The sequence below is a fragment of the Streptomyces tagetis genome (genome assembly GCF_018069565.1).
Classification (GTDB): Bacteria; Actinomycetota; Actinomycetes; order Streptomycetales; family Streptomycetaceae; genus Streptomyces; species Streptomyces tagetis.
The window spans coordinates 230,247-251,233 of the sequence record NZ_JAGPNL010000003.1 but is presented as its reverse complement, the minus strand read 5'-3'; the positions used below and the strand labels follow the sequence as shown (position 1 = coordinate 251,233).

At 68.9% G+C, this 20,987-nt stretch carries 15 protein-coding genes and 2 pseudogenes; 9 read left to right on the top strand and 8 right to left on the bottom strand.

Features of this window, described 5'->3' with window-relative positions:
* Positions 1-831: 831 nt before the first annotated feature.
* From J5Y05_RS13195 to dndB, 5 genes and pseudogenes are all read right to left on the bottom strand, one after another.
* A pseudogene (locus J5Y05_RS13195) lies at positions 832-2,268 on the bottom strand (IS1380 family transposase).
* Positions 2,269-2,366: 98 nt separating this feature from the next.
* On the bottom strand, positions 2,367-2,747 hold the full coding sequence (gene dndE / locus J5Y05_RS13190; RefSeq protein WP_210871864.1) for a DNA sulfur modification protein DndE: 381 nt from the start codon (positions 2,745-2,747) through the stop codon (positions 2,367-2,369).
* Entirely contained in the window at positions 2,737-4,767 is a 2,031-nt protein-coding gene (gene dndD / locus J5Y05_RS13185; RefSeq protein WP_210871862.1) for a DNA sulfur modification protein DndD, read from the bottom strand. The genes dndE and dndD overlap by 11 nt, the downstream gene beginning before the upstream one ends.
* Positions 4,754-6,352 (bottom strand): DNA phosphorothioation system sulfurtransferase DndC, encoded by a 1,599-nt coding sequence (dndC, locus tag J5Y05_RS13180; protein WP_210871861.1) that lies wholly within the window; start codon positions 6,350-6,352, stop codon positions 4,754-4,756. The genes dndD and dndC overlap by 14 nt, the downstream gene beginning before the upstream one ends.
* Positions 6,349-7,488 carry a DNA sulfur modification protein DndB gene (gene dndB / locus J5Y05_RS13175; protein ID WP_307853891.1) on the bottom strand — a complete coding sequence of 380 codons (1,140 nt, stop codon included), beginning with the start codon at positions 7,486-7,488 and terminating at the stop codon, positions 6,349-6,351. Before dndB ends, dndC begins: the two co-directional genes overlap by 4 nt.
* Before the next feature lie 249 nt (positions 7,489-7,737).
* On the opposite strand from dndB, the gene dndA reads away from it, so the two are divergent.
* The gene (dndA, locus tag J5Y05_RS13170) at positions 7,738-8,892 is read left to right on the top strand and encodes a cysteine desulfurase DndA (protein WP_307853890.1); all 1,155 of its coding nucleotides are present in this window, start codon (positions 7,738-7,740) and stop codon (positions 8,890-8,892) included.
* A gap of 13 nt (positions 8,893-8,905) precedes the next feature.
* Here dndA and J5Y05_RS13165 read toward each other — a convergent pair whose 3' ends face one another.
* From J5Y05_RS13165 to J5Y05_RS13155, 3 genes and pseudogenes are all read right to left on the bottom strand, one after another.
* Positions 8,906-10,342, bottom strand: coding sequence for a DNA phosphorothioation-associated putative methyltransferase (locus J5Y05_RS13165; RefSeq protein WP_210871857.1), 1,437 nt, complete (start codon positions 10,340-10,342; stop codon positions 8,906-8,908).
* A 201-nt stretch (positions 10,343-10,543) separates the two neighbouring features.
* Complete coding sequence (locus tag J5Y05_RS13160; protein WP_210871856.1) at positions 10,544-11,731, bottom strand: pyridoxal phosphate-dependent aminotransferase; 1,188 nt, start codon at positions 11,729-11,731, stop codon at positions 10,544-10,546.
* Between the two features lie 83 nt (positions 11,732-11,814).
* Positions 11,815-12,606 (bottom strand): annotated as a pseudogene (locus J5Y05_RS13155) (aminotransferase class I/II-fold pyridoxal phosphate-dependent enzyme); the annotation flags it as partial.
* Between the two features lie 151 nt (positions 12,607-12,757).
* Between J5Y05_RS13155 and J5Y05_RS13150 the strand changes: the two are divergent.
* The 8 genes from J5Y05_RS13150 to J5Y05_RS13115 all read left to right on the top strand — a co-directional run bounded on the left by J5Y05_RS13150 (position 12,758) and on the right by J5Y05_RS13115 (position 20,923).
* Positions 12,758-13,072, top strand: coding sequence for a hypothetical protein (locus tag J5Y05_RS13150; protein ID WP_210871854.1), 315 nt, complete (start codon positions 12,758-12,760; stop codon positions 13,070-13,072).
* Between the two features lie 395 nt (positions 13,073-13,467).
* A complete protein-coding gene (locus tag J5Y05_RS13145; protein ID WP_210871852.1) occupies positions 13,468-14,004 on the top strand; it encodes a DUF2617 family protein in 537 nt (178 codons plus the stop codon).
* Positions 14,005-14,092: 88 nt separating this feature from the next.
* The gene (locus J5Y05_RS13140) at positions 14,093-15,775 is read left to right on the top strand and encodes a polyamine aminopropyltransferase (protein ID WP_210871850.1); all 1,683 of its coding nucleotides are present in this window, start codon (positions 14,093-14,095) and stop codon (positions 15,773-15,775) included.
* Between the two features lie 83 nt (positions 15,776-15,858).
* On the top strand, positions 15,859-16,749 hold the full coding sequence (locus tag J5Y05_RS13135; RefSeq protein WP_210871848.1) for an SRPBCC family protein: 891 nt from the start codon (positions 15,859-15,861) through the stop codon (positions 16,747-16,749).
* A gap of 84 nt (positions 16,750-16,833) precedes the next feature.
* On the top strand, positions 16,834-17,628 hold the full coding sequence (locus J5Y05_RS13130; RefSeq protein WP_210871846.1) for an aldose epimerase family protein: 795 nt from the start codon (positions 16,834-16,836) through the stop codon (positions 17,626-17,628).
* A gap of 10 nt (positions 17,629-17,638) precedes the next feature.
* Positions 17,639-18,187, top strand: coding sequence for an orotate phosphoribosyltransferase (gene pyrE / locus J5Y05_RS13125; RefSeq protein ID WP_210871844.1), 549 nt, complete (start codon positions 17,639-17,641; stop codon positions 18,185-18,187).
* Positions 18,188-18,333: 146 nt separating this feature from the next.
* Positions 18,334-19,365 carry a class II fructose-bisphosphate aldolase gene (fbaA, locus tag J5Y05_RS13120; protein ID WP_210871842.1) on the top strand — a complete coding sequence of 344 codons (1,032 nt, stop codon included), beginning with the start codon at positions 18,334-18,336 and terminating at the stop codon, positions 19,363-19,365.
* A 73-nt stretch (positions 19,366-19,438) separates the two neighbouring features.
* On the top strand, positions 19,439-20,923 hold the full coding sequence (locus J5Y05_RS13115; protein WP_210871839.1) for an MFS transporter: 1,485 nt from the start codon (positions 19,439-19,441) through the stop codon (positions 20,921-20,923).
* The last annotated feature ends 64 nt before the right edge of the window (positions 20,924-20,987 follow it).

The following is a 20,987-nucleotide window of genomic DNA, read 5'->3' as shown; positions in this document are numbered from 1 at the left end:
GCTATCCTTAACCGTCAGTCACAGTCTTTGATTCATAAATTCAAGCTCCATGGATCCGACACACGGTTGCGACGTGCGCAAAGCATGCTCGTGCAGCAGTGCACTAAGTTGCAGTGCGCCTCGCGAACGATACGGCTTAGCTTCTAGCGGCAGTCGTGGAAATGTGGAAGGTTCGATTCCCTCGACTGTTACCCTAAAGTTGCTGGTCCGGACGATGGTGCGCGCAGGCAGTGAAGCCACACCTCGTGAGGGTGACTTCATTCAAGTACTGAGTGGTGCGCGCGAAGACTATCCTGAGCCTCGGAACTCTTCGTTCCGATTTCATTCAGAATGATGTCCGGATCCCCTGTGTTGCAAATCGGAAACCCTCATGATGTGCCGATGGAAGGGTTTCGTTACAGAGAGTGTCGGCCGAAAATCGCTGGGACCGATAGAGTTATAGTGATTTTCCGGCGCGAGGGTCAGGAATCTGATAATGAGCAACCGGCTGGTGTCGAATGCCGCTTCGGGCTTGAAATCGGAATGATGCACGCGGGTCCGTCGAAACGTGACGCGCGGTCCAGCCCACGCTGTCGAAGTAGGTCTGCACACGCGCCATCGCCTGGACCGTCTGTCCCTCCGTAAGAGGCTGGGACGATCAGGCGTGTGGACACGGGCCCTCCAGGACCTGGCAGGCACTGACCTCGCCGTTTCGGTTGAGGCAATGAGGCGTCGCTGAGGGGCCGCTGTCGGGTGGCCGACGTGATCTCGGTGCTCGGACATGGCAGAGTCCCGGCGCGGTGGTCGGGTTCTTCAAGGTCCTTTGGGTCGTGGGCGGTCGGGGTTCGCCGGTCAGCCGACGGTACGGGGCAGTGCGGCGAGGCAATGGAAGCCTGTGGCGAGTTCGTGTCTCCAGGGCCAGGTCGCCGAGATCCGCAAGTGCAGGCGGCGGCCGCCGCGGGTGAGGCGTGCGGCGACGTGCAGCAGTCGGTAGCGGAGCTTCTTGGGCTCGGCGGCGGCCAGTTCGCCGTCCAGTAGCAGGAAGCGGGCCCAGGCCAGCAGGTCGATTGCGGTGAGGCTGAGTTCGAGCCAGACGGTGTTGACGCCGAAGTGGCGGGAGGGGAAGCGGCCGAAGCCGGTGGTCTTGCCGCACCGGATGTGCTCCTCGACGGTGGCGTGTCCGCGGTGGCGGACCTCCAGGAGCTGTGCGGAGCCACCCCCGGAGTACGGGGTGTCGGTGAGGAATACCTGGTGGCGCAGGCCCTCGTCCTGGTCGAACAGGGACAGTGGGGCTCCCGGGTGCGGCCGTTCGCGGCGCACGATGATGCGGGTGCCGGCCGGGTAGCCGGCCAGATCGACCATGCCGGTCAGCTCGGCGGCCTCGGCGCCGTCCCGCAGAGTGCCGTCCTGGTCCAGGGCGGGATGCCAGAGGCGGTCGGGGATAGCCCGGACAGCGCGGCAGACCGGCTCGGTGATGGCGTATCCGACCGAGAAGAAGGTACGGATTCCTCGTTTCCTCACGTCGCGGACGTGGGCGAGGAAGGCTTTCGCGGATCCGGCACTGTTGGCGCGGATGAGGATGTCGGTGCCGTGCCGGTGGGCGTCGGGGATCTGCGCGAGCGCCTGGTCGAGGACCGTGATGTGGTCGGCGGCGGTGTTGGCTCCAAAGTTACCGGGTCGCAGCCGGCCGGACAGGGCCTCGCCGGTGTTCGCGAGGAAGCACAGCAGCGGGTGGAAGCCGAAGCCGCCCTTGTAGGTGGGGGGCGGCATGTTCCTTTTCCGAGTGGCAGGTGATCAGCGTAGCGTCGAGGTCCAGAACCAGGCCGGGAAGCTCTCGTCCGCGGGCCCGGACAGCAGGTATGGCCTCGCCGGTCTCGGCGGCCTGCCTCCAGGCGGTTTCCCGGGCTGAAGCGCGGGCCGCTCGCAGTGAGGCGAGTGCGGCCTCATCGGTGTCGGCGAGCAGACGCCAGGCTGTGGGTGTGGAGGCGACCGGGCCGAACATCTCGCCCTGGTCCCGCAGCACGGCCAGATCGGCGATCGCCTCGCCGCCGTCGGCGAGCACCACCGCGAGATCGACGGCGGCCCGGCCCGGATCATGTCCGGTACCGCGTGGCCGAAGTGGCCTGAGAGCGGCGGAGTACGCGGTGGTCAGCCCTGGGGCGTCAGCGAGATCCGCCAGCAACCGTGCCCCGGCATGCCCGGCCACCCCGAACCATCGGCACTGACATGGACCCTGGGACGCAACCCGATAGCCTGCACGTAGAAAGTGCCCTCCGCCTGGACCGACAGAACCCCTCAGCAAGGTTCATCGTCCCAGGTCAGGAAGGCACTTTCGCGTTTCCGCCCCAAAGTCAGCCGTACCCGAGCGAAACGGCGAGGCTAATGATTCATGCGGTTGCCACGGCCCCGATCAACCCCTCGATCGAGGTCATCTCCTTGTCTGCCCCCAAGTACCCGATCCCTCGCGCTAGATGGATCGTCAGCGTCTTGGAGACGTTCTCGTCCGTTGGCTCCAGGCCGTCGGCCACGCAGCGCTGCTTGAGCAGTGCGAGGTAAAGGTCGCCGTGGGGCCCGGCGAAGGTCTTCCAGGACATCTCGACGTTGGAGTCGGTGACGACCTCACGGACCAGGGGGGTGGAGGCATCCGACAGGGAGAGGGTCAGAGCCCAGCGGCACAGGACGTTCCACTGGGTGATGCCGGTGGTGCGCTTCAGGCGGATCAGACGGTCCTTGCTCGCTGTGGCGAGGCGGATGTTCTCAAGCGGCATTGCTGGCTCCTGCGTTCCACCAGTAACCCTCGACGACGCTGGTGGTGAAGGTGGTGTCGTCGTGAACCAGGGTGTAGGTGTGGGCGACGGACTTCTTGAGGCGGCCCAGCAGGTACTCGTCGATCTCCTCGTCGGTGGAGAGGAGGAGGACCTGGTCGCTGGCGTACGGGAAGTACCGGTCCACCAAGTGCTCGCGGTGCCGGCTGTCGAGTCGGCCGAGCGGCGTGTCGATGACGCTGGGCAGGTGGTTGCCGGCGACCTTCATCAGACCCCAGAGGAGAGAGATCGCGAGTAGCTGGCGCTCGCCCGCGCTGAGACGGCCGGGGTCGATCAGCTCGCCGTCGGAGTCGGCCAGGGTGAGCGTGAACTTGTCGGTATCGATACGGAGGTCACTCACCAGACCCTGCTTGCGCATGAGGGTTTGGAAGCTTGTGAGCATTGCTACCTCGAGGCGGCTGATGTGACGCTTGAGGAGGGCATCGCCGAACTGTTCCAGCGTCTTCCGGGCCTTCTCCGAGTACTTGATGATCCGCTCGACCTCTTCGGCCTTCACCTTGGTGCGGACGAATTCTTCGTGGGCACGCTGCAGGGAGGCAGAGACGTATTCGAGGCGGCGCTTCAACTCAACAACGTTGTTGAGGCTGTTCTCGTGCTCTTGTTCCAGCCGTGCGACTTCCTGGAGCTGGTATTCGCGCTTTTTCTGGATGGCTTCGACCTTGCTCTTGGCCGGTACACCTGCCAGCTGGCGCTCCAGCTGCACATGCTCTTCAGCGGCTTCGGCAGCCTGCTGAAGGAGCTCGGCAGATCGTGTCTTGTCGCGACTGAGTGCCTCGTCGAGTGCCGACATCTGGGGGAGCGTGTCCGGGGAGAGGCCGAGATCCACATTGAGGCCGGCAGACTTGGCGCGCTTGGCGCGGTCAGCCTCCAGCTTCTCCATTACGGCGGCCTTCGCCTCGGCAGGGAGCATGTCCAGCAGCCACTGGTCACGCTCTTCGAGTACCCCCAGTACCTGGTGAGACTCGGCTGCTGTCCGCTCGCGACCGGCCTGCTTGCGCAGTTCCTTGAGGTGGCTTCCCATCATGAGCAGTGGAAGCGGGCCTGCAGCCAACTGGACGAGAGAGCTGCGGATTTCGGCGAGGCGAGCGGAAACCTGCGCGTACTCGCGCTCGATCTCGACACGGCGCTCGAAGAGGTTTCCGCCCTCGTGCTTGTAGGCAGCCTCCAGCGTTTCGAGAGTGCGCCGAGCTTTGCCGAGCTCGATGTTGCGCTGCGCGGCCTGCTGTTCTGCGTTCTCCAGAGCGGCGTCGGCCGTCTGCCGTTCCTGCTCCTCCGCGTGGATCTTGTCCATCAGGTGCTGCTCTTCGTCCGACAACTTCTGCCGGCGCTGGAGCGCGAGCAGGTCTGTGCGGAGCTGCTGGACGGTGTTGACACCGAGTAGCGAGTGGATGGCCGATTCGATGACCGATGCCGCGCGCTCAGGGTCGGCGAGCGATTCGATCTTCTCTCCGTCGAAGAACGACAGCGAGGCGACTTCGAGGGGGAGCAGGCTTTCGATGTGATCGGCCCACTCCTGGCTGAGAACTCGGCTGTACTTCAGCTCAGGTTCGACGCGTCGCCCCGGTTTCGACCTGGAGCCGTACTCCTCGTCGACGAACGCGTTCACGAATTCCTTGAGCGTTGTCTTGCCGCTGGTGTGCCAGCTGCGGACCACCTTGTAGTAGTGCTCCGTGCCGTCCACCGTGACCGTGAACTCCAGGATGATCTGTGCACCGCGGGTCGGGTCGGCCTGCCGGTTGATGCTTTCGCGGAGGTACGTTTCGTACGACTTGCTGCCTCGACCGCTGCAACGTGCTCGCGGCCCGTACAGCGCCAGCTGGATAGCGTCGAGAAGGGTCGTCTTGCCGCATCCGTTGAGTCCGCCGATGAGGACGATCGGCTTGTTCTTCTTGGTAGTCAGATCCAGCGACTGGGTGCCGCGGTAAGCCCCGAACTCTTCGAGAGTGATCTTACGCAGGAGCATCGATGTTGGTTTCTTCGTCCAGGGTCAGGTGGGTCGGCGATTCTTTACGCCACTTGTTCTTGCGTTGCGCGAAGTCGATGGCGTCGGTGCTGTTCTCGTAGTAGCCCTTCTTTACGGCGGTCTCCAGGGCTTGGAAGAGGCCAGCGCGTCGGGACATTGTCCGGTACTTACGCTCGACGGAGAGCAGCTCGCGGACCATGTCGTAGTGCAAGTCGTCGTCCCCGCAGAGCTCCTTCAGGAGCTCCATCTCGTCCGCGCCCATGACGAGCTGCTCGTCCAGAGGTCCGCCTGGGAAGTCCTTGCCCGTGGACTCCTTGTAGATACGGGGGAGGGAGTCCTCGACCTCGTGCTTGTCGAAGACCCAGATGCGGCGGATCTCGTGCAGCTCGTCGAGGGTAATCAGCTCAATGTTCTTGACGTGCTCCGGCGCGTTGGCGCGGATCCAGGTCTGGGCGTCCAGCAGGTCCTTGAGCCATTCCTGGCGGAACTTCTGCAGGTACGGGCCGTGGATCGGGACCTCTTCGCCGTCGGTCCGGCGTGTGTAGACCATGACCTTGCCGTTCATACGGCGGAAGTCTCGGGCCGGCTGGTCAGGGCGGGGGTATGGGAGCTTCCGGCCGACGGGGAGACCTTCCTCGCCCTCTTCGAAGTAGCCGAACGGGGCGTCGAGCTTGTCGCGGAGGTCCAGGAGCGGTCTCATCCACTCCTTCTCCTCGTCGTTCTGGATCATCGCCGACATCGACTTGTCCTGCTCGACGAGCGTGCATGTCCAGCACCCGAAGCGGCTGGAACCGCAGGAGGGAGTGGTCGAGTCGACCACGAGCGGGCACTCGCCATCTCCGGAGGCGCCCTGGTACATGGTGAGGAGATCCTGATTGTTGTAGCCCCACGGGTTGGGCTTCTGCATCAGGTACTCCCAGATATCGTCGTTGGTCCAGTCTTCGACCGGGCTGTAGACGAGGGAGTTGGGAAGGTTCGCATTGGGGGAGAGACGATCACGGACGCGCCGCTTCTCGTGCTTCTCCATGGCACGGGCGCGCGCTTGGCTCTCGGTCTTACGGATACCGAGCACCATGATCGCCTCGCCATGTGCTGCCACGACGTTCCGGATGAAGGAGTTGGAGGGCTTGATTTTGAGGCGCTCGGTGCACCAGCGGAACTTGGGGCGTGGCGCCGGGTAGCCCCGACCGATCAGGTTGACCCAGAAGGTGTCCTTGATCTCCGGCGTCAGGCGATGAGGCTCGATAGGGAGGCCCTGCTCGGCGGCGGCTTTCTCCATGGTCTCCAGGGACGTCGTCACCCACGCCGCGACGACGGGGTTCTCGACGAGGGTGTCGGTGCTGATGACGTGGACCCTCTTGGTGCGCTGCTCCGCCGGCAGAGCGGAGATGGCGTTCCATACGAGCTGGAGGACCGCGGTGGAGTCCTTGCCGCCGCTGTATCCGATGACCCAGGGCACCTGGTCGGCGGTGTAGAGCTCACGGACCTCGTCTGAGAGCTTGGCGATGACCTCTTCGAGGGGTTGCCCGTCGAACGGCTTCCGCCGGACCGGCGTGATGCCGAGTTGCAGAGGGATGGTGCTCATGCTTCGCCTCGCAGGTATGCGTCCTCTACCCGCTGCTCTTCGGCGCTGAGGCCGAGGCGCAGGTGATTGCGCAGGTAGTTGACTGTAAGAGTTACATTTTGGTGGCTTTTGGAAACGCGGCCACCGACAATGGCGCGGCCCTCCCAGTCTGTATTCGACCGAGTCCAGTCGACCTTTTTCAGGGGAGAGAGTTTCCGTTTCCATTTGCTGGGCGTGGTGGATTCCCGAAGTAGGGAATTTCCGATGCGGCCGAGAGCGTGCAGTGCGATTCCGTGACTGTGGATGAAGTCGCGTCGCATCTCGGGTGCCGAAAGCTCTCGCTTGCGAACCATCTCCCACTCGGGAAGCGTCGTGTCGATGTGCTCCCAGTACTCCTGTGCCAGCTCGGCTGCGGCGTCTGTCTCGATCTCCATGCCCTGGAGGAGGGACTGGGTGCCGTAGTAGAGAGCGCTCAAGGTGAACATCATCCGGGAGCGGGCGGAGAGGGTGCTTTTCTCCATCTCGACGTAGCCCTTGAAGACCTTGCACTGGCCAGCCAGTGTGCGTGCGACCTGGGCTTCGCTGTCCCGGTGATCGTATAGGACGCCGATAGACCGGGCCGGACGCACCGCGTGCCGGTTGAGGTCCGCGAACATCTGCTGCGAGCGGGCGAGCCCCGCGTCATGGAAGAAGACGACGGCGATCGTCTCGTTGCCGATATCCGGGTTCTCCTTGAGGGCCTGCTCGATGGCTGCGCGCCGGTGCTGGCCGTCGTTGATCAGGAAGCGGGAGTCCATGGGGATGCGCAGCTGCCCGGTACGGAAGGCGTTGCCGTCGGAGCCGAGAGGGTCGAACTCCATGTCGCCGTCGACGGATGCGGTCAAAGCACTGAAGACGTAATCCTCTGGATTGTCCAGAATGTACTTCGTGAGTGCCGGGAGGCGTCCCTTGTTGAGGATCCGCTGGGCACGCAGTTCCGGCGAGAGCTCGTCTTCGTCGAAGATGAAGATCTTTGGAATGAGGCGCAGGGGGCACATCGAGACGTAATACTCGCGCCCTGCCTGGATGCCGCGGATCGCAGGGAACATGTATTCGAACCCCGTCGAGGTGTGCGGAGCTACGACTCTGGTTGCTGGTGTCGCTGCTTCGATCTTCACCCGGCAACTTTAGCGTACGTCACCCGTTTAACGTACGAAGCTTGCGGAAGTTACGTACCCTTCACGTACGTAAGACGTACCGGCATGTCTGAGGGTACGCCCGGCTCGCGCGAAGGGCGCTCCTGCCCGGGAGGGCGTACGTCGATGTCTGCGTCGACGACTCTGAGACGCCGCGCTGTGTGTCAGTCGAGCATGCGTGTACGTTAACGGTTTGACGTACCCGGTAACGGGATGATTGCTCTGGGATGGGTGAGCGCAGTGGTGGCGTATCTGGATGTGGCGGCGACGACCCGTGTGGAGCCGCGGGTGGCTGACGTGGTGCTCCACTGGATGACCGAAGACTTCGGCAACGCCGGCAGCCGTACCCATGAGTACGGAGCCCGGGCAAAGAAAGCGGTCCAGGAGGCCAGGGCGTTCCTTGCCGGGACAGTCGGTGTGAGGACTGAAGAGGTCATCTTCACCAGTGGAGCGACGGAGTCCAACAACATCGCGCTGCTCGGCATGGCCCCGTACGGTGAGAAGCACGGCCGGAAGCACATCATCGCCTCCGCCATCGAGCACAAGGCGGTCATCGAACCCCTGCTGCATCTGCAGGAGAAGCAGGGGTTCGAGGTCGATTTCCTGGAGCCCGGCCCCTCGGGGCGGATCTCCACGGAGGCCGTGCTGGAGAAGTTGAGGCCGGACACCCTGCTTGTCTCGCTGATGCACGTGAACAATGAGACGGGCGTCATCCAGCCCGTGGCCGAGCTGGCGGAGAAGCTCCAGAGAACCCCGACTTATCTCCACGTCGATGCCGCGCAGGGGTACGCGAAGGTTCCCGAGGACCTGAAGGCGCCCATCGATTTGATCAGCATCAGCGGCCACAAGATCGGTGCACCCAAGGGGATCGGCGTTCTGGTGACCCGGCGTCGAGGCTGGGACAAGGTGCCGTTGGAGCCGATCATGTTCGGCGGCGGGCAGGAACGAAAGCTGCGCCCCGGGACGCTCCCCGTGCCACTGATCATGGGGCTGTACGAAGCAGCCAAGGTCTTCCAGGAGAACTGGTCGCGTTGGGAGCGGGACGCGAAGGAGATGCGGGAGCGGCTGCTCGCCGTGCTCGAAAGAACCCGCTTCCAGATCAACGGCGATACCGACCACACGGTCCCGCACATCCTCAATGTGACCTTCGACGGGCTCAACGCCGAAGCCCTGATCGTACGGATCAAGGACCAGGTGGCCGTGGCGACCGGTTCCGCATGCACCAGCGCCTCGTACACGCCGAGCCACGTGCTGACCGCAATGGGCCTCCCGGAGGAGGTGGCCACCAATGGCCTCCGCTTCTCGTGGTTCCCCGGGCAGGTCTCGGGCTTCGACCCAGAGGGCTTGGCGGAGACGATTGCTTACATGCAACCGGATGCTCCCTGACGGTTTGAGCTGCTCAGCCTTCGGGGCGCCGGACCAGCCGGTGTCCCCGAAGCATGCGACCGCACCTGATCAGTTCGGCCTCCCAGCCATTCTCGGTGCCGATCAGGTGTGGATTCTCGTAGAGGCCAGCGCGTAGCTCGGACTCGGTCAGACGGCGGTAACGCAGCACGTCTGGGTCGTCAGGCGCCAGGAATTCGTGCTTGCGGTGGAGCAAAGGACGGTTGGCGGAGTTCGCGTAGGACATGTGCGAGGTCTCCAGGGTCTTGAGATCTACGAGGTACGAGGACGTGATCCGCGGGTGTGGGTCCTTGTCGAATTCCGGGTAGTCGAGCCAGCTGACGGCTCGCCCCTGGTGCTTCAGCTTGGCGATGGTCCATTCTTGAGGGCGGCCGGCGGCGACGGAGGCGCAGTGCTCGTACAGGCGCAGGACTGTCGGCATCCGGTCGATCGCCCGGCGGTGCACGTACAGCGCGGTCGGGGTGATCTTGCCGACGGCGGATGCGTTCATGGCGCCCCGGATATAGGTGTCGTCCCGGAGCTTGAGGAGCAGACGGTCGGAGCGCTGGCAGGCTTCCTTGTACGAGGTGAAGAACGAACGGACGTCGAGCTGGACGCCGAGGGGGAGGCTGCTGAACGGACCTCGGCCGTTGAAGAGCTCGACGGCGAGGAACAGTAGCGTGTTCAGCGTCGTGCGCTTGGCGCCCTCGGAGACCTTCTCGGCGTCGGCGGAGTCGCGTATGAGGCGCTTGAGTTCGCCGGGTTTCAGGTGGGCGAGCTGTTCGGCCATCGGCCGGGGCATCTCGTCGACACGGGGCGGGCGGCCACGTCGTTCGACGTAGTCGACCAGCGAGGCGATAGCGGAAGTGGTATCGGCTGAAGCGAGCCACTCGGCGTCGGGGACGATGCGGTGTGCGAGGTAGCCCAGTCGGGCTGAGTCGTCCTTGAAGGCGTACACGATGCCGGGGGCCGCTGATATGCAGCGTGTTCCTGTGACCTCCTCGACGTAGATCCGTAGCTCGTCCGGGCTGAAGAGGTGCTGGAACGTCTGCCGACTGGTGAGGAGGCCGTCGCCGTACTCCTGGCCGCGGACTTTGGACCGCTCCCAGGTGAGGCGAGCCGAGACGATGAGTACGGAGGTGGCGAGCCTCCATGCCTCCTTGAGCGTCTGCCGACGCTCGACGGGGTCCTCGATGACGTTCAGGACGTAGGTGAGGAGGACGACGTCGGAGGGGGCCACCGGTGCGCTCGAGCTGTAGTGAGGGTCCCAACCGGTGATCTTGCAATCGAGGCGCTGGAGGGAGGCGACGTCGCCGCCTCGGCCACAGCCGTAGTCGAGGATCGTGCGGTCCGCGTTGAGCTGGCGGTCGGCCAGAGCCTGGCGCGCCGGCACGGAGAGGCTGGAGCGACCGATCGCGGTGCGGCGGCGGTCGCTGTTCCATGACTGCTGCATGTCGGCCTCGTCAGTCGAGGAAGGGGTCGGGGCGCAGCATAGGCAGGGCGGCGGTACAGGCGAAGAGGTTTCCGGAAGCTGAAGCTTCCCCTTAATCAACTACCGGACAGCCCGCTGCGTGAAAGCGCGAGGGTAACCCGGGCCGAGGTTTCTCCTTGAGACTCTCTCAGCCCGGTGGGCGATGCATATTCTGCTGGTTCTTCATGCCTCAAGGTCGCGAGTTGAGGACGCCAGGTGTTGCAGGCGGCTGGTGGCCTCGGCGAGAACATCCTCCCTCTTGCAGAAGGTGAAGCGGACTTGGCTGCGGCCGGCTTCCGGGTTGTCGTAGAAGACAGAGTTGGGGACGGCGACGACGCCGCAGCGTTCGGGGAGGGCGCGGCAGAAAGCGTAGGCGTCCTTCTCGCCCAAGGGGGTGATGTCGGTGGTGATGAAATACGTCCCCTGGGGCTGGTAGACCTCGAACCCGGCCGCGCGCAGGCCGTCGCCGAGCAGGTCGCGCTTGCGTCGGTGGTCGGTGCGGAAATTGTCGAAGTACGTGTCTGGCAGACGCAGCGCTTCGGCGACCGCGTACTGGAAGGGGCCCGCGCTGACGTAGGTCAGGTATTGCTTGGCCGTGCGGACGGCGGCGATGAGCGGGCCGTCCGCCGTCACCCAGCCAACCTTCCATCCCGTGAAGGAGAAGGTCTTGCCGGCGGACGAGATGGATACGGTGCGCTCACGCATGCCGGGCAGGGCCGCGATGGGGCGGTGTACGCCTTCGTAGACGAGGTGCTCGTACACCTCGTCGGTGACTACGAGCAGGTCGTGTTCGACGGCGAGTGCGGCGATGGCGCTTTGCTCGTCGGAGGTGAGGACCATCCCGGTCGGGTTGTGGGGGGTGTTGAGGAGAAGGAGACGGGTCCGCGGGTTGATCAGCGCTCGAAGCTCGTCCAGATCCGGGCGGAAGGACGGGGCCCGCAGGGTGAGTGGTACGCGCTTCGCGCCGGCCATGGCGATGCAGGCCGCGTAGGAGTCGTAGAAGGGCTCGAAGGCGATCACCTCGTCTCCCGGTTCGAGGAGGGCGAGCATGGTCGCGGCGATCGCCTCCGTTGCCCCTGCGGTGACCAGGACGTCCGTGTCGGGGTCGAAGCTCAGGTCGTAGAAGCGGCGCTGGTGGTCGCTGATGGCCGCGCGCAGCTCCGGGATACCCGGTCCCGGCGGGTACTGGTTGCCGTGGCCCTCCCGTAGCGCTCGCACGGCCGCTTCCCGTACGGACTCCGGCCCGTCCGTGTCAGGAAAACCCTGGCCCAGGTTGATCGCGCCCGTCGCGGTCGCCAGTGCCGACATCTCCGCGAAGATCGTCGTCCCGAGTCCGTTCAGCCTGCGGTTCAGCAGCGGCCTGCCGCTCATGTCTCCACCGTCCTCACCTGGGTGTCCGTCGATCCTTCGAAGACCATCCTGGCCGATGCCCGGCAAGGCGTTCACGCGGCCAGCGTCCAATAGGCAGGCGAAAAAGCCTTGACCCAGCCGACCTTCCAGCCCGTGAAGGAGAGGGTCTTCCCGGCGGAGCTGATGGTGACCGTGCGCTCGCGCATCCCGGGGAAGGAGGCGAGCGGGAGGTGTTCGGCGCCGTCGAAGACCAGGTGCTCGTAGACCTCGTCGGTGACGACGAGCAGGTCCCGCTCCACGGCCAGCTCGGCGACGGCGGTCAGCTCCTCGCGGGTCAGGACGGTGCCGGTCGGGTTGTGCGGGGTGTTGATCAGCAGCAGGCGGGTGCGGTCGGTGACCGCGTCGCGCAGCTCGTCCAGGTCGAGCCGGAAGGCGCCCTCCCGCGGGCGCAGCGTCACCGGCACGCGCGTGCCGCCCGCCATGGCGACACAGGCCGCGTAGGAGTCGTAGTACGGCTCCAGGGCCACCACCTCGTCGCCGGGCTCCACCAGGGCGAGCAGTGTGGCGGCGATGGCCTCGGTGGCGCCGGCGGTGACCAGGACCTCGGTGTCGGGGTCGAAGCCGAGCCCGTAGCGGCGGCGTTGGTGTCCGGCGACGGCGGCGCGCAGCTCGGGTACGCCCGGACCCGGCGGGTACTGGTTGCCGCGTCCGTCGCGCAGCGCCCGTACGGCCGCCTCCCGGACCTCCTCGGGGCCGTCCGTGTCCGGGAAGCCCTGGCCCAGGTTGATCGCCCCGGTGGAGGCGGCCAGGGCGGACATCTCGGCGAAGACCGTGGTCCCGAACTCGGCGAGCCGGCGGTTGAGGTACGGGCGGGTACTGGAGGTCATGACGGCCATCCTGCGCCCAAGCTCTGGAGTTCCTCAACTCTGCTTTGACGCGGTTCGGGCGGGGGCATGTCCCGGGCACGCACCGAGCGAGGCACCCACGGGGGGCGCTTCGGGACCCTCCGGGCTCCGGCCGAGGGGGGTATCGGAAGGAGGGTGCGCCATGGGCATCGTCATCGTCCTGCTCGCCGTCGCCGCGCTGACCGGCTGGGGCGTGCTGTCCGGCCGTCGCCGTCACGGCCCGGCCCGCCGTCCGGCACCCCGGCGTCCGGCCGGTCCGGGCCGCGGGGCGGCTCGTGGCCGGCGGGCCGGGTCCTCGGGCGACGCCGGGGGCGGCGGGGACAGCGGCGGACACAGTTGGTGGGCCGGCGACGGCGGTTCGTCCGGCGGCCACCACGGAGGCCACTCCTGCTCCGGCGGCTCGTCCTGCTCGGGCGGGTCGTCCTGCGGGGGAGGGGGATGCGGTGGAGGCAGCTAGCACGGGGTAGCTGAGCTCCTGCCAGGGGGAACCGCGTCCGCACCACGGGCCCCGAGCCCGGGAACCGGGACCCGGACCAGGGGAGCGCCCGCCGGAACATGGCCGGCGGGCGCTTTCGCGTACCGGCGCGCGGCCGGCCGTGTGCGAGCCCTGCGTGCCGTGTTGTTGAACAGGTGAACTGTGAGGCCCTCTGAGGGATGGAAACACCACGAAGTTGGGTAAAAACGCTGTGGCAGCGGCCCAGTTCGTGATTCGCTCTCCTCACCGACGCAGCCCCTCGGCCACCTCTCGACTTCCTTCCGGCCGGCCGACTGGGCTGACCGGGCCGCCTTCCCGGGCACCGACCGGGGGCAGGCCCACACCTTCCTCACCATGTGCGCTTGCGGAGCCGATCCATGCTCACGACCCTGAACACCGCCTACACCGACACGCGCGCCGCCGACCTGGCCTGGGCCCTGGGGCGCGAACCGCTGCCGGCGCTGGCCGCTCTCGACCTCGAACTCGCCGGAGCCAGATTGCAGTTGCGGCTCCTCGGCGCCTCGCACCAAGTCCTGCTGGAGGAGGAGCGCGGCGTCTGCTCGGAGACGGTGGCCTGCATCCCGGGCAGCAGCACCCCCCTCCCGCTGGGCGTCGCCAAGCGGGTCGGGGACTGGGAGTACGAGTTCGCCGCCCGCGTGGAGGTGATGACGCCGGGCTCCTTCGCGGGCCGCGCCCAGGAGTTGCTGGCACTGGTCGCCGACCATCCGCACGGGCTGGCCGGAGTCTTCCCCGGCAGCCCCCACGCCTTCACCGCCCTGATGGCCCGCCGGCACGAGGGGCAGGTGCACTGGCGGACCTGGCACGCCTATCCACAGGACGGTCAGTTGGTGGCGACGCGGACCCGGGTGGGTGTCCGGGTGCCGTCGCCGCAGCTCAGCCCGTCCGGAGTGTGAGCCGCGTAAACCTCTGGGGCTCACCTGTCCGGTAGTTTCACACGTGTGGGTGACGATGTGCGACCGGTGTGTGACGTAACGTCACTGCGTGATCGAACCGCAAGTGCCCGCCCCTCCCGGCTCCCCGCCGTCCTGGGGCCGCCCAGGCGGTGCCCCGGGCCCGGCACCCGGCCCGGTCGCCCCCGCATCGGCGGCCGGGCTGCCGGTCCGGCCGGGCACCGGGCGGTTCCTGGTCCTGGCGGGCGTGTTCGTCTGCGCGGCCTGCGGGCTCGTGTACGAACTCGAACTCGTCGCCCTCGCCTCCTACTTGATCGGCGACTCGGTCACCCAGGCGTCCGTCGTGCTCTCCGTGATGGTCTTCGCCATGGGCATCGGGTCCCTCGCCGCCAAACGGCTGCGCCGGTTCGCCGCGGCGGGCTTCGGCGCCGTCGAGGCGGTCCTCGCCCTGGTCGGCGGCTCCAGCGCCATGGCCCTGTACGCCGTCTTCGCCTGGACCGGCGGCTGGGGCGGACTGTGGGCCGAGGGGCCGCACGTCCTGCTGGTCGCCTTCTCGCTCACCATCGGCCTGCTGATCGGCGCCGAGGTGCCGCTGCTGATGGAGCTGATCCAGCGCATCCGGCGGCAGGACGCGGGCGGCGCGGTGGCCGACCTGTTCGCCGCGGACTACGTCGGCGCGCTCGTCGGCGGCCTCGCCTTCCCCTTCGTCCTGCTGCCCTTCCTCGGCCAGTTGACCGGCGCGCTCGTCACCGGCACGGTCAACGCGGTGGTCGGGGCCGCGCTGGTGCTCGGCCTCTTCCGCGGCGACCTCACCCGGCGGGCCCGCTGGCTGCTGGTGACCGTCAACATCGTGGTGCTCGCCGTCCTCGCCGCCGCCACCGTCCTCGCCGACGACTTCGAACGCGCCGCCCGCCACGCCGTCTACGGCCAGGACGTCCGCGTGGCCGTCCGGACGGACGTGCAGGAGGTGGTCCTCGCCGGGGGCACCGACGGCCGGCCGTTACGGCTCTTCCTGGACGGGCGGCTGCGGGTCAGCGGCGACGACGAGCGCCGCTACCACGAGGCGCTGGTCTTCCCCGCCATGACCGGGCCGCACGCGCGCGTGCTCATCCTCGGCGGCGGCGACGGGCTCGCCGCGCGGGAGGTGCTGCGCCACCCGGACGTGCGCCGGGTCGACGTGCTCGAACTCGACCCCGCCCTCGTCGAGCTGGCCCGGCAGGACCCGGGACTGTCCGCCCTGAACGAGCACGCCTACGGCGACCCGCGCGTCCACGTCACCGCCGCCGACGCCTTCCGCCGGCTGCGCGGGGAGCCCGCGGCCCCGTACGACGTGGTGATCTCGGACCTGCCGGACCCGGGGCTCACGGCCAGTACGAAGCTGTACTCGCAGGAGTTCTACGCCCTGGTCCGGCGGGTGCTCGCGCCCCAGGGGCGGCTGGTGGTGCACGGCGGCCCCCTCGCCTCGCACCCGGTGGCCTTCTGGACGGTGGACTCGACGCTGCGCGCGGCGGGCCTGCGCACCCTGCCCTACCGGGTCGACGGCCGGGGCCCCGGCTCAGCTCCCGGCACCGCGGGCGCCCCGGGCAACGCCGCGGCCCCCGCCGACTGGGGGTTCGTCCTGGCCGCCCGCGCCTCGCCCGCCCTGCGGGTGGACCGCGCCGGTCCCCGCCCCCGCACCCTCACCCCCGCCGCCCTCGCCGAGGCGGCCCGCTCCGCCGGGCCCACCCGGGTCCCCGGACTGCCGCCCTCGACCCTGGTCCACCCCCGGTACTGAAGGGGGCCCGGACATCCCCGGCAGGGGGCGACTTCTCCGCGGTGAGGGGTGGGGCGGGGGTGGGGTGGGTAGGGTGCGGAGACATGGAGCATGAGGTGTTCGTACCGGTGGCGGCCGAGCGGCTCAGGGGCGTGCTGGCCGATCCGGCCCGGGTCGCGCGGGCGGTTCCCGGGCTCCAGCAGGACGCCGGTGCCGGTCCCGGCACGGGCCGGCTGAAGCTGCGCGTCGGCGGCCACTCCATCACCTACCGCGGTTCCCTCGGCGTCACCGCCCGGACCGACGGCGGCTACGACGTCGAGGGCGAGGCCACCGAGGCGCGCGGCAGCGGCACGGTCTCGCTCGCGCTGACGCTGCGGCTGCGGGACGCCGAGGGCGGCTGCGCCCTCGTCTTCGACGGCACGGCCGTCGCCGACGGCCGGGTCACGGAGCTGGACGGGGACGCGGTGGCCGCCGCGGCGGCCCGGCTGCTGACCCGCTTCGCGGAGAACGCGGGCGCCGCCGCGGCCCAGGACCGGCCCGCCTCGGTCTTCGACACCGAGGTCCCGCCGTCCGCCCTCGCTCCGGACACCGGCGAGGAGGCGGGTACGGACGGCACCCCGGGCACGGGCGCCGACACGGACACGGGCGCCGACGCCGACGCCGACGCCGACGAGGGCAAGCACGACCACGACCACGACCTCCCCGAGGTCCCCGACACCCCCGACGTACCCGAGCTGACCGAGACCCCGGACACCCCGGAGCTGACCGAGCCCCCCGGCACCGAGCCCCCCGCCGAGGCGGCCCACGCCCGGCGGACGATGATCGGGCGCAGCGCCGAGGAGGTCGACCACGCCCCGCCGCGCGGCCGGTACGCGCCCGTGCCCGCCCCCGAAGCCGCCGCGACCACCACCCCGCTGCGCTGGGCCGCCCCCGCCGCCGCCCTGGTCGTCGCCTCGGCGATCGTCGTCGGCCGCGCCCTGCGCCGCCGCCGCTGACGGAGCCTGCGGGAAAGGGGCCCCGGGGAAGCCCGTCGGCGGAAGAGCGGGCGCCGAAGTCGATCACCCCAGTAGGGTCGGGGCGTGAGTGACACACCCATCACGCTGACCGCGGGTGACGCGGAGGCGACCGTGCTGCCGGGCAACGGCGGCCGGATCGGCGGGCTCCGCGTCGGCGGCACCGAACTGCTCCGCCAGGGCGACCGCTACGGCAGCTTCCCGATGGTCCCGTGGTGCGGACGCATCCGGGACGGCCGTTTCCGGGACGGCGCCGACGTCCACCAGATGCCGCTGAACTCCCCGCCGCACGCCATCCACGGCACCGCCCGCGACGGCGTCTGGCGCACCGCCCGCGCCGACGCGACGGAGGCCGTGCTCACCCACGACCTCACCGCGCCCTGGCCCTACCCCGGCCGGGTCACCCAGGTGATCGCGCTCGCCCCGGACGCGCTGACGCTGACCCTCTCGGTGGAGACGTACGAGTCCTCCTTCCCGGCGCAGGTCGGCTGGCACCCGTGGTTCGACCGCACCCTCGGCGGCACCTGCGAGGGCGTGCGGATCGCCTTCGAGCCCGCCTGGCAGGAGGAGCGCGGCGCCGACCACCTGCCCACCGGCCGCCGGATCGACCCGCTCCCCGGCCCCCGGGACGACTGCTTCGGCATGCCCGACGGCGTCGACGTCACCCTGACCTGGCCCGAGCGCCTGGAGCTGCGGGTGACCAGCCGCGAGCCGTGGGTCGTCGTCTACGACGAGGAGGACGCCGCCGTCTGCGTCGAACCGCAGACCGGCCCGCCCGACGGGCTGAACACCCACCCGCGCCTGGTCACGCCCCTGGAGCCGCTGGAGGCCCATACGACCTGGAGCTGGCGCCGGCTCTAAGCTGGCGGTCATGAGTGAGGTACGCGGCGCGCTGCTGCAGCAGATCAAGGACAAGGCCGTCGTGCACGGCAAGGTGACCCTCTCCTCGGGTCTGGAAGCCGACTACTACGTCGACCTGCGGCGCGTCACCCTCGACGGCGAGGCCGCCCCGCTGGTCGGCCAGGTGCTGCTGGACCTGACCGAGGGCCTGGAGTTCGACGCCGTGGGCGGGCTGACCATGGGCGCCGACCCGGTCGCCGCCGCCATGCTGCACGCCGCCGCCGCGCGGGGCCGCCGCCTCGACGCCTTCGTCGTCCGCAAGGCCGCCAAGGCCCACGGGCTCCAGCGGCGCGTCGAGGGCCCGGACATCCGGGGCCGCCGCGTGCTGGTCGTCGAGGACACCTCCACCACCGGAGGCTCCCCGCTCACCGCGGTCGAGGCCGTCCGCGAGGCCGGCGCGGAGGTCGTCGGCGTGGCCACCATCGTCGACCGGGCCACCGGCGCCGACGAGAAGATCCGGGCGGGGGCCGGAGTGCCGTACCTCTACGCGTACGGCAAGGACGAGCTGGGGCTGGACTAGGTCCCTCCGGGTCCACTCGGAGTATCCCGCTTCGTCTGGAAAGATGGGGCACGACGATGACGTCGCACCCAAGGTTCAGGTCAGGGCCGTAAGACGTACACGACACCATCCGTACGTGCCCACCCGCGCACACAAGGAGCGGACAGATGCCGATCGCAACTCCCGAGGTCTACAACGAGATGCTGGACCGGGCGAAGGCAGGACAGTTCGCCTACCCGGCCATCAACGTGACCTCCTCCCAGACGCTGCACGCGGCCCTGCGCGGTTTCGCGGAGGCGGAGAGCGACGGAATCGTCCAGATCTCCACCGGCGGCGCCGAGTTCCTGGGCGGCCAGCACAGCAAGGACATGGTGACCGGCGCGGTCGCCCTCGCCGAGTTCGCGCACATCGTCGCCGCGAAGTACGACGTCACCATCGCCCTGCACACCGACCACTGCCCCAAGGACAAGCTGGACGGCTACGTGCGTCCGCTGATCGCCGTCTCCGAGGAGCGCGTCAAGGCCGGCCGCGACCCGCTGTTCCAGTCCCACATGTGGGACGGCTCGGCCGAGACCCTCGCGGACAACCTCTCCATCGCCCAGGAGCTGCTGGAGCGCGCCCGCGCCGCCAGGATCGTCCTGGAGGTCGAGATCACCCCGACCGGCGGCGAGGAGGACGGCGTCTCCCACGAGATCAACGACTCCCTCTACACCACCGTCGAGGACGCGATCCGCACCGCCGAGGCGCTCGGTCTCGGTGAGAAGGGCCGCTACCTGCTGGCCGCCTCCTTCGGCAACGTGCACGGCGTGTACAAGCCGGGCAACGTGGTGCTCCGCCCCGAGCTGCTCAAGGAGCTGAACGAGGGCGTCGCCGCCAAGTACGGGCAGCCGGCCGGCAGCAAGCCGTTCGACTTCGTCTTCCACGGCGGCTCCGGCTCCAGCGAGGAGGAGATCGCCACCGCGCTGGACAACGGCGTGGTGAAGATGAACATCGACACGGACACGCAGTACGCCTTCACCCGTCCGGTCGCCGACCACATGTTCCGCAACTACGACGGCGTCCTGAAGGTCGACGGCGAGGTCGGCGACAAGAAGACCTACGACCCGCGGACGTGGGGCAAGCTGGCCGAGGCGTCGATGGCCGCCCGGGTCGTCTCGGCCTGCGGTCACCTGCGTTCCGCCGGTACGCGGATCAAGTAGCACCCCGGCCGTCACCCGGCCGACCCACACGAGCCCGGCGCCGCGCGCGCCGGGCTCGCTGTATACCTGGGGCATGCCCGACGTACGGCTGGCCTCGACGCAAGGCCGCTGGGTGCTGCTCACCACCGTCCTCGGCTCCAGCATGGCCCTGCTGGACTCGACCGTCGTCAACGTCGCCCTGCCGCACATCGGCCGCGACCTCGGCACCGGCCTCGCCGCGCTCCAGTGGACGGTCAACGCCTACATGGTCACGCTGGCCGGGCTGATCCTCCTCGGCGGCGCCCTCGGCGACCGGTTCGGCCGGCGCCGGATCTTCGTGCTCGGCGTGGTGTGGTTCGCGGCGGCCTCGCTGCTGTGCGGGCTCGCGCCCACCGCCGAGGTGCTGATCGCCGCGCGGGCGCTGCAAGGGGCCGGGGGCGCGCTGCTGACGCCCGGCTCGCTCGCCCTCATCCAGGCGACCTTCCACCCCGACGACCGGGGCCGGGCGGTGGGCTTGTGGTCCGGGTTCGGCGGGGTCGGCGCGGCGGTGGGGCCGTTCCTCGGCGGCTTCCTGGTGGACGGGCCCGGCTGGCGCTGGGTGTTCCTGCTCAACGTGCCGCTGGCGCTGCTGTGCGCGCCGATCGCCCTGCGGCACGTGCCCGAGTCCTCCGACGAGCGGGCCCACGCCCGCTTCGACGTGCTCGGCGCGGTCCTGGGCGCCGTGGCCCTGGCGCTGATCACCTTCGCGCTGATCGAGGCGCGCTCGGCGTCGTGGGCGGTGGGGATCGCCGCGGTGGCCGGGGTGGCGGCGGCCGTCGCCTTCGTCATGGTGGAGCGGCGCCGGCCGGACCCGATGGTGCCGCCGGACGTCTTCGCCTCCCGCCAGTTCACCGCGGTCAACGTCGTCACGCTCTGCGTGTACGCGGCCTTCGGCGGCTTCTTCTTCCTGACCGCGCTCCAGCTCCAGGTGGTCGTCGGCTGGTCGGCGCTGGCCGCGGGGACCGCGCTGCTGCCGACCACGGTCCTGATGCTGCTGCTCTCCGCCCGCTCCGGGGAGCTGGGCGAGCGGATCGGCCCGCGCCTCCAGCTCACCGTCGGCCCGCTGCTGTGCGCCCTCGGGATGCTGCTGATGCTGCGGGTGGGGCCGGGTGCCTCCTACCCGGCGGACGTGCTGCCCGCCCTGGTGGTGATGGGGATGGGGATGGTCACGCTGGTCGCGCCGCTGACGGCGACCGTGCTGGCCTCCGTGGACACCGCGCGCGCCGGTCTGGCCAGCGGTGTCAACAACGCGACGGCGCGGGCGGCGGGGCTGGTCGCGGTGGCCGCGCTGCCGCTGCTCACCGGGATGGGGCAGGACGCGTACCGGACGCCGCACCTGTTCGACGCGGCGTTCGGCTCGGCGATGCCGATCTGCGCGGGGGTGCTGGTGGTGGGCTCGCTGATCGCCTTCACGACGGTGCGCCGCCCGGCGCCGGGCTGCCGCCGGCCCGAGTGCCGCACCCACGGCTCGGTCGCGGTCCCCCCGCTGGAAGGGGAACGGGGCCGGCCGGCGAGCGAACCGGGGCCGGCCGGCGGGTGAGCCGGGGGGGCTGACGCGGGCCGCCCCCTCGGGGACCGCCCTGCGCGGGCCGGGGTGCGGGGGC

What these genes read in the sequence shown, in the direction of transcription:
- J5Y05_RS13145 (WP_210871852.1), top strand. Translation starts at nt 13,468, where the DNA reads ATGCTCACGACCCTGAACACCGCCTACACCGACACGCGCGCCGCCGAC.
- J5Y05_RS13115 (WP_210871839.1), top strand. Translation starts at nt 19,439, where the DNA reads ATGCCCGACGTACGGCTGGCCTCGACGCAAGGCCGCTGGGTGCTGCTC.
- J5Y05_RS13150 (WP_210871854.1), top strand. Translation starts at nt 12,758, where the DNA reads ATGGGCATCGTCATCGTCCTGCTCGCCGTCGCCGCGCTGACCGGCTGG.
- pyrE (WP_210871844.1), top strand. Translation starts at nt 17,639, where the DNA reads ATGAGTGAGGTACGCGGCGCGCTGCTGCAGCAGATCAAGGACAAGGCC.
- dndC (WP_210871861.1), bottom strand. Translation starts at nt 6,352, where the DNA reads ATGAGCACCATCCCTCTGCAACTCGGCATCACGCCGGTCCGGCGGAAG.
- dndE (WP_210871864.1), bottom strand. Translation starts at nt 2,747, where the DNA reads ATGCCGCTTGAGAACATCCGCCTCGCCACAGCGAGCAAGGACCGTCTG.
- J5Y05_RS13165 (WP_210871857.1), bottom strand. Translation starts at nt 10,342, where the DNA reads ATGCAGCAGTCATGGAACAGCGACCGCCGCCGCACCGCGATCGGTCGC.
- fbaA (WP_210871842.1), top strand. Translation starts at nt 18,334, where the DNA reads ATGCCGATCGCAACTCCCGAGGTCTACAACGAGATGCTGGACCGGGCG.
- J5Y05_RS13135 (WP_210871848.1), top strand. Translation starts at nt 15,859, where the DNA reads ATGGAGCATGAGGTGTTCGTACCGGTGGCGGCCGAGCGGCTCAGGGGC.
- J5Y05_RS13160 (WP_210871856.1), bottom strand. Translation starts at nt 11,731, where the DNA reads ATGAGCGGCAGGCCGCTGCTGAACCGCAGGCTGAACGGACTCGGGACG.
- dndD (WP_210871862.1), bottom strand. Translation starts at nt 4,767, where the DNA reads ATGCTCCTGCGTAAGATCACTCTCGAAGAGTTCGGGGCTTACCGCGGC.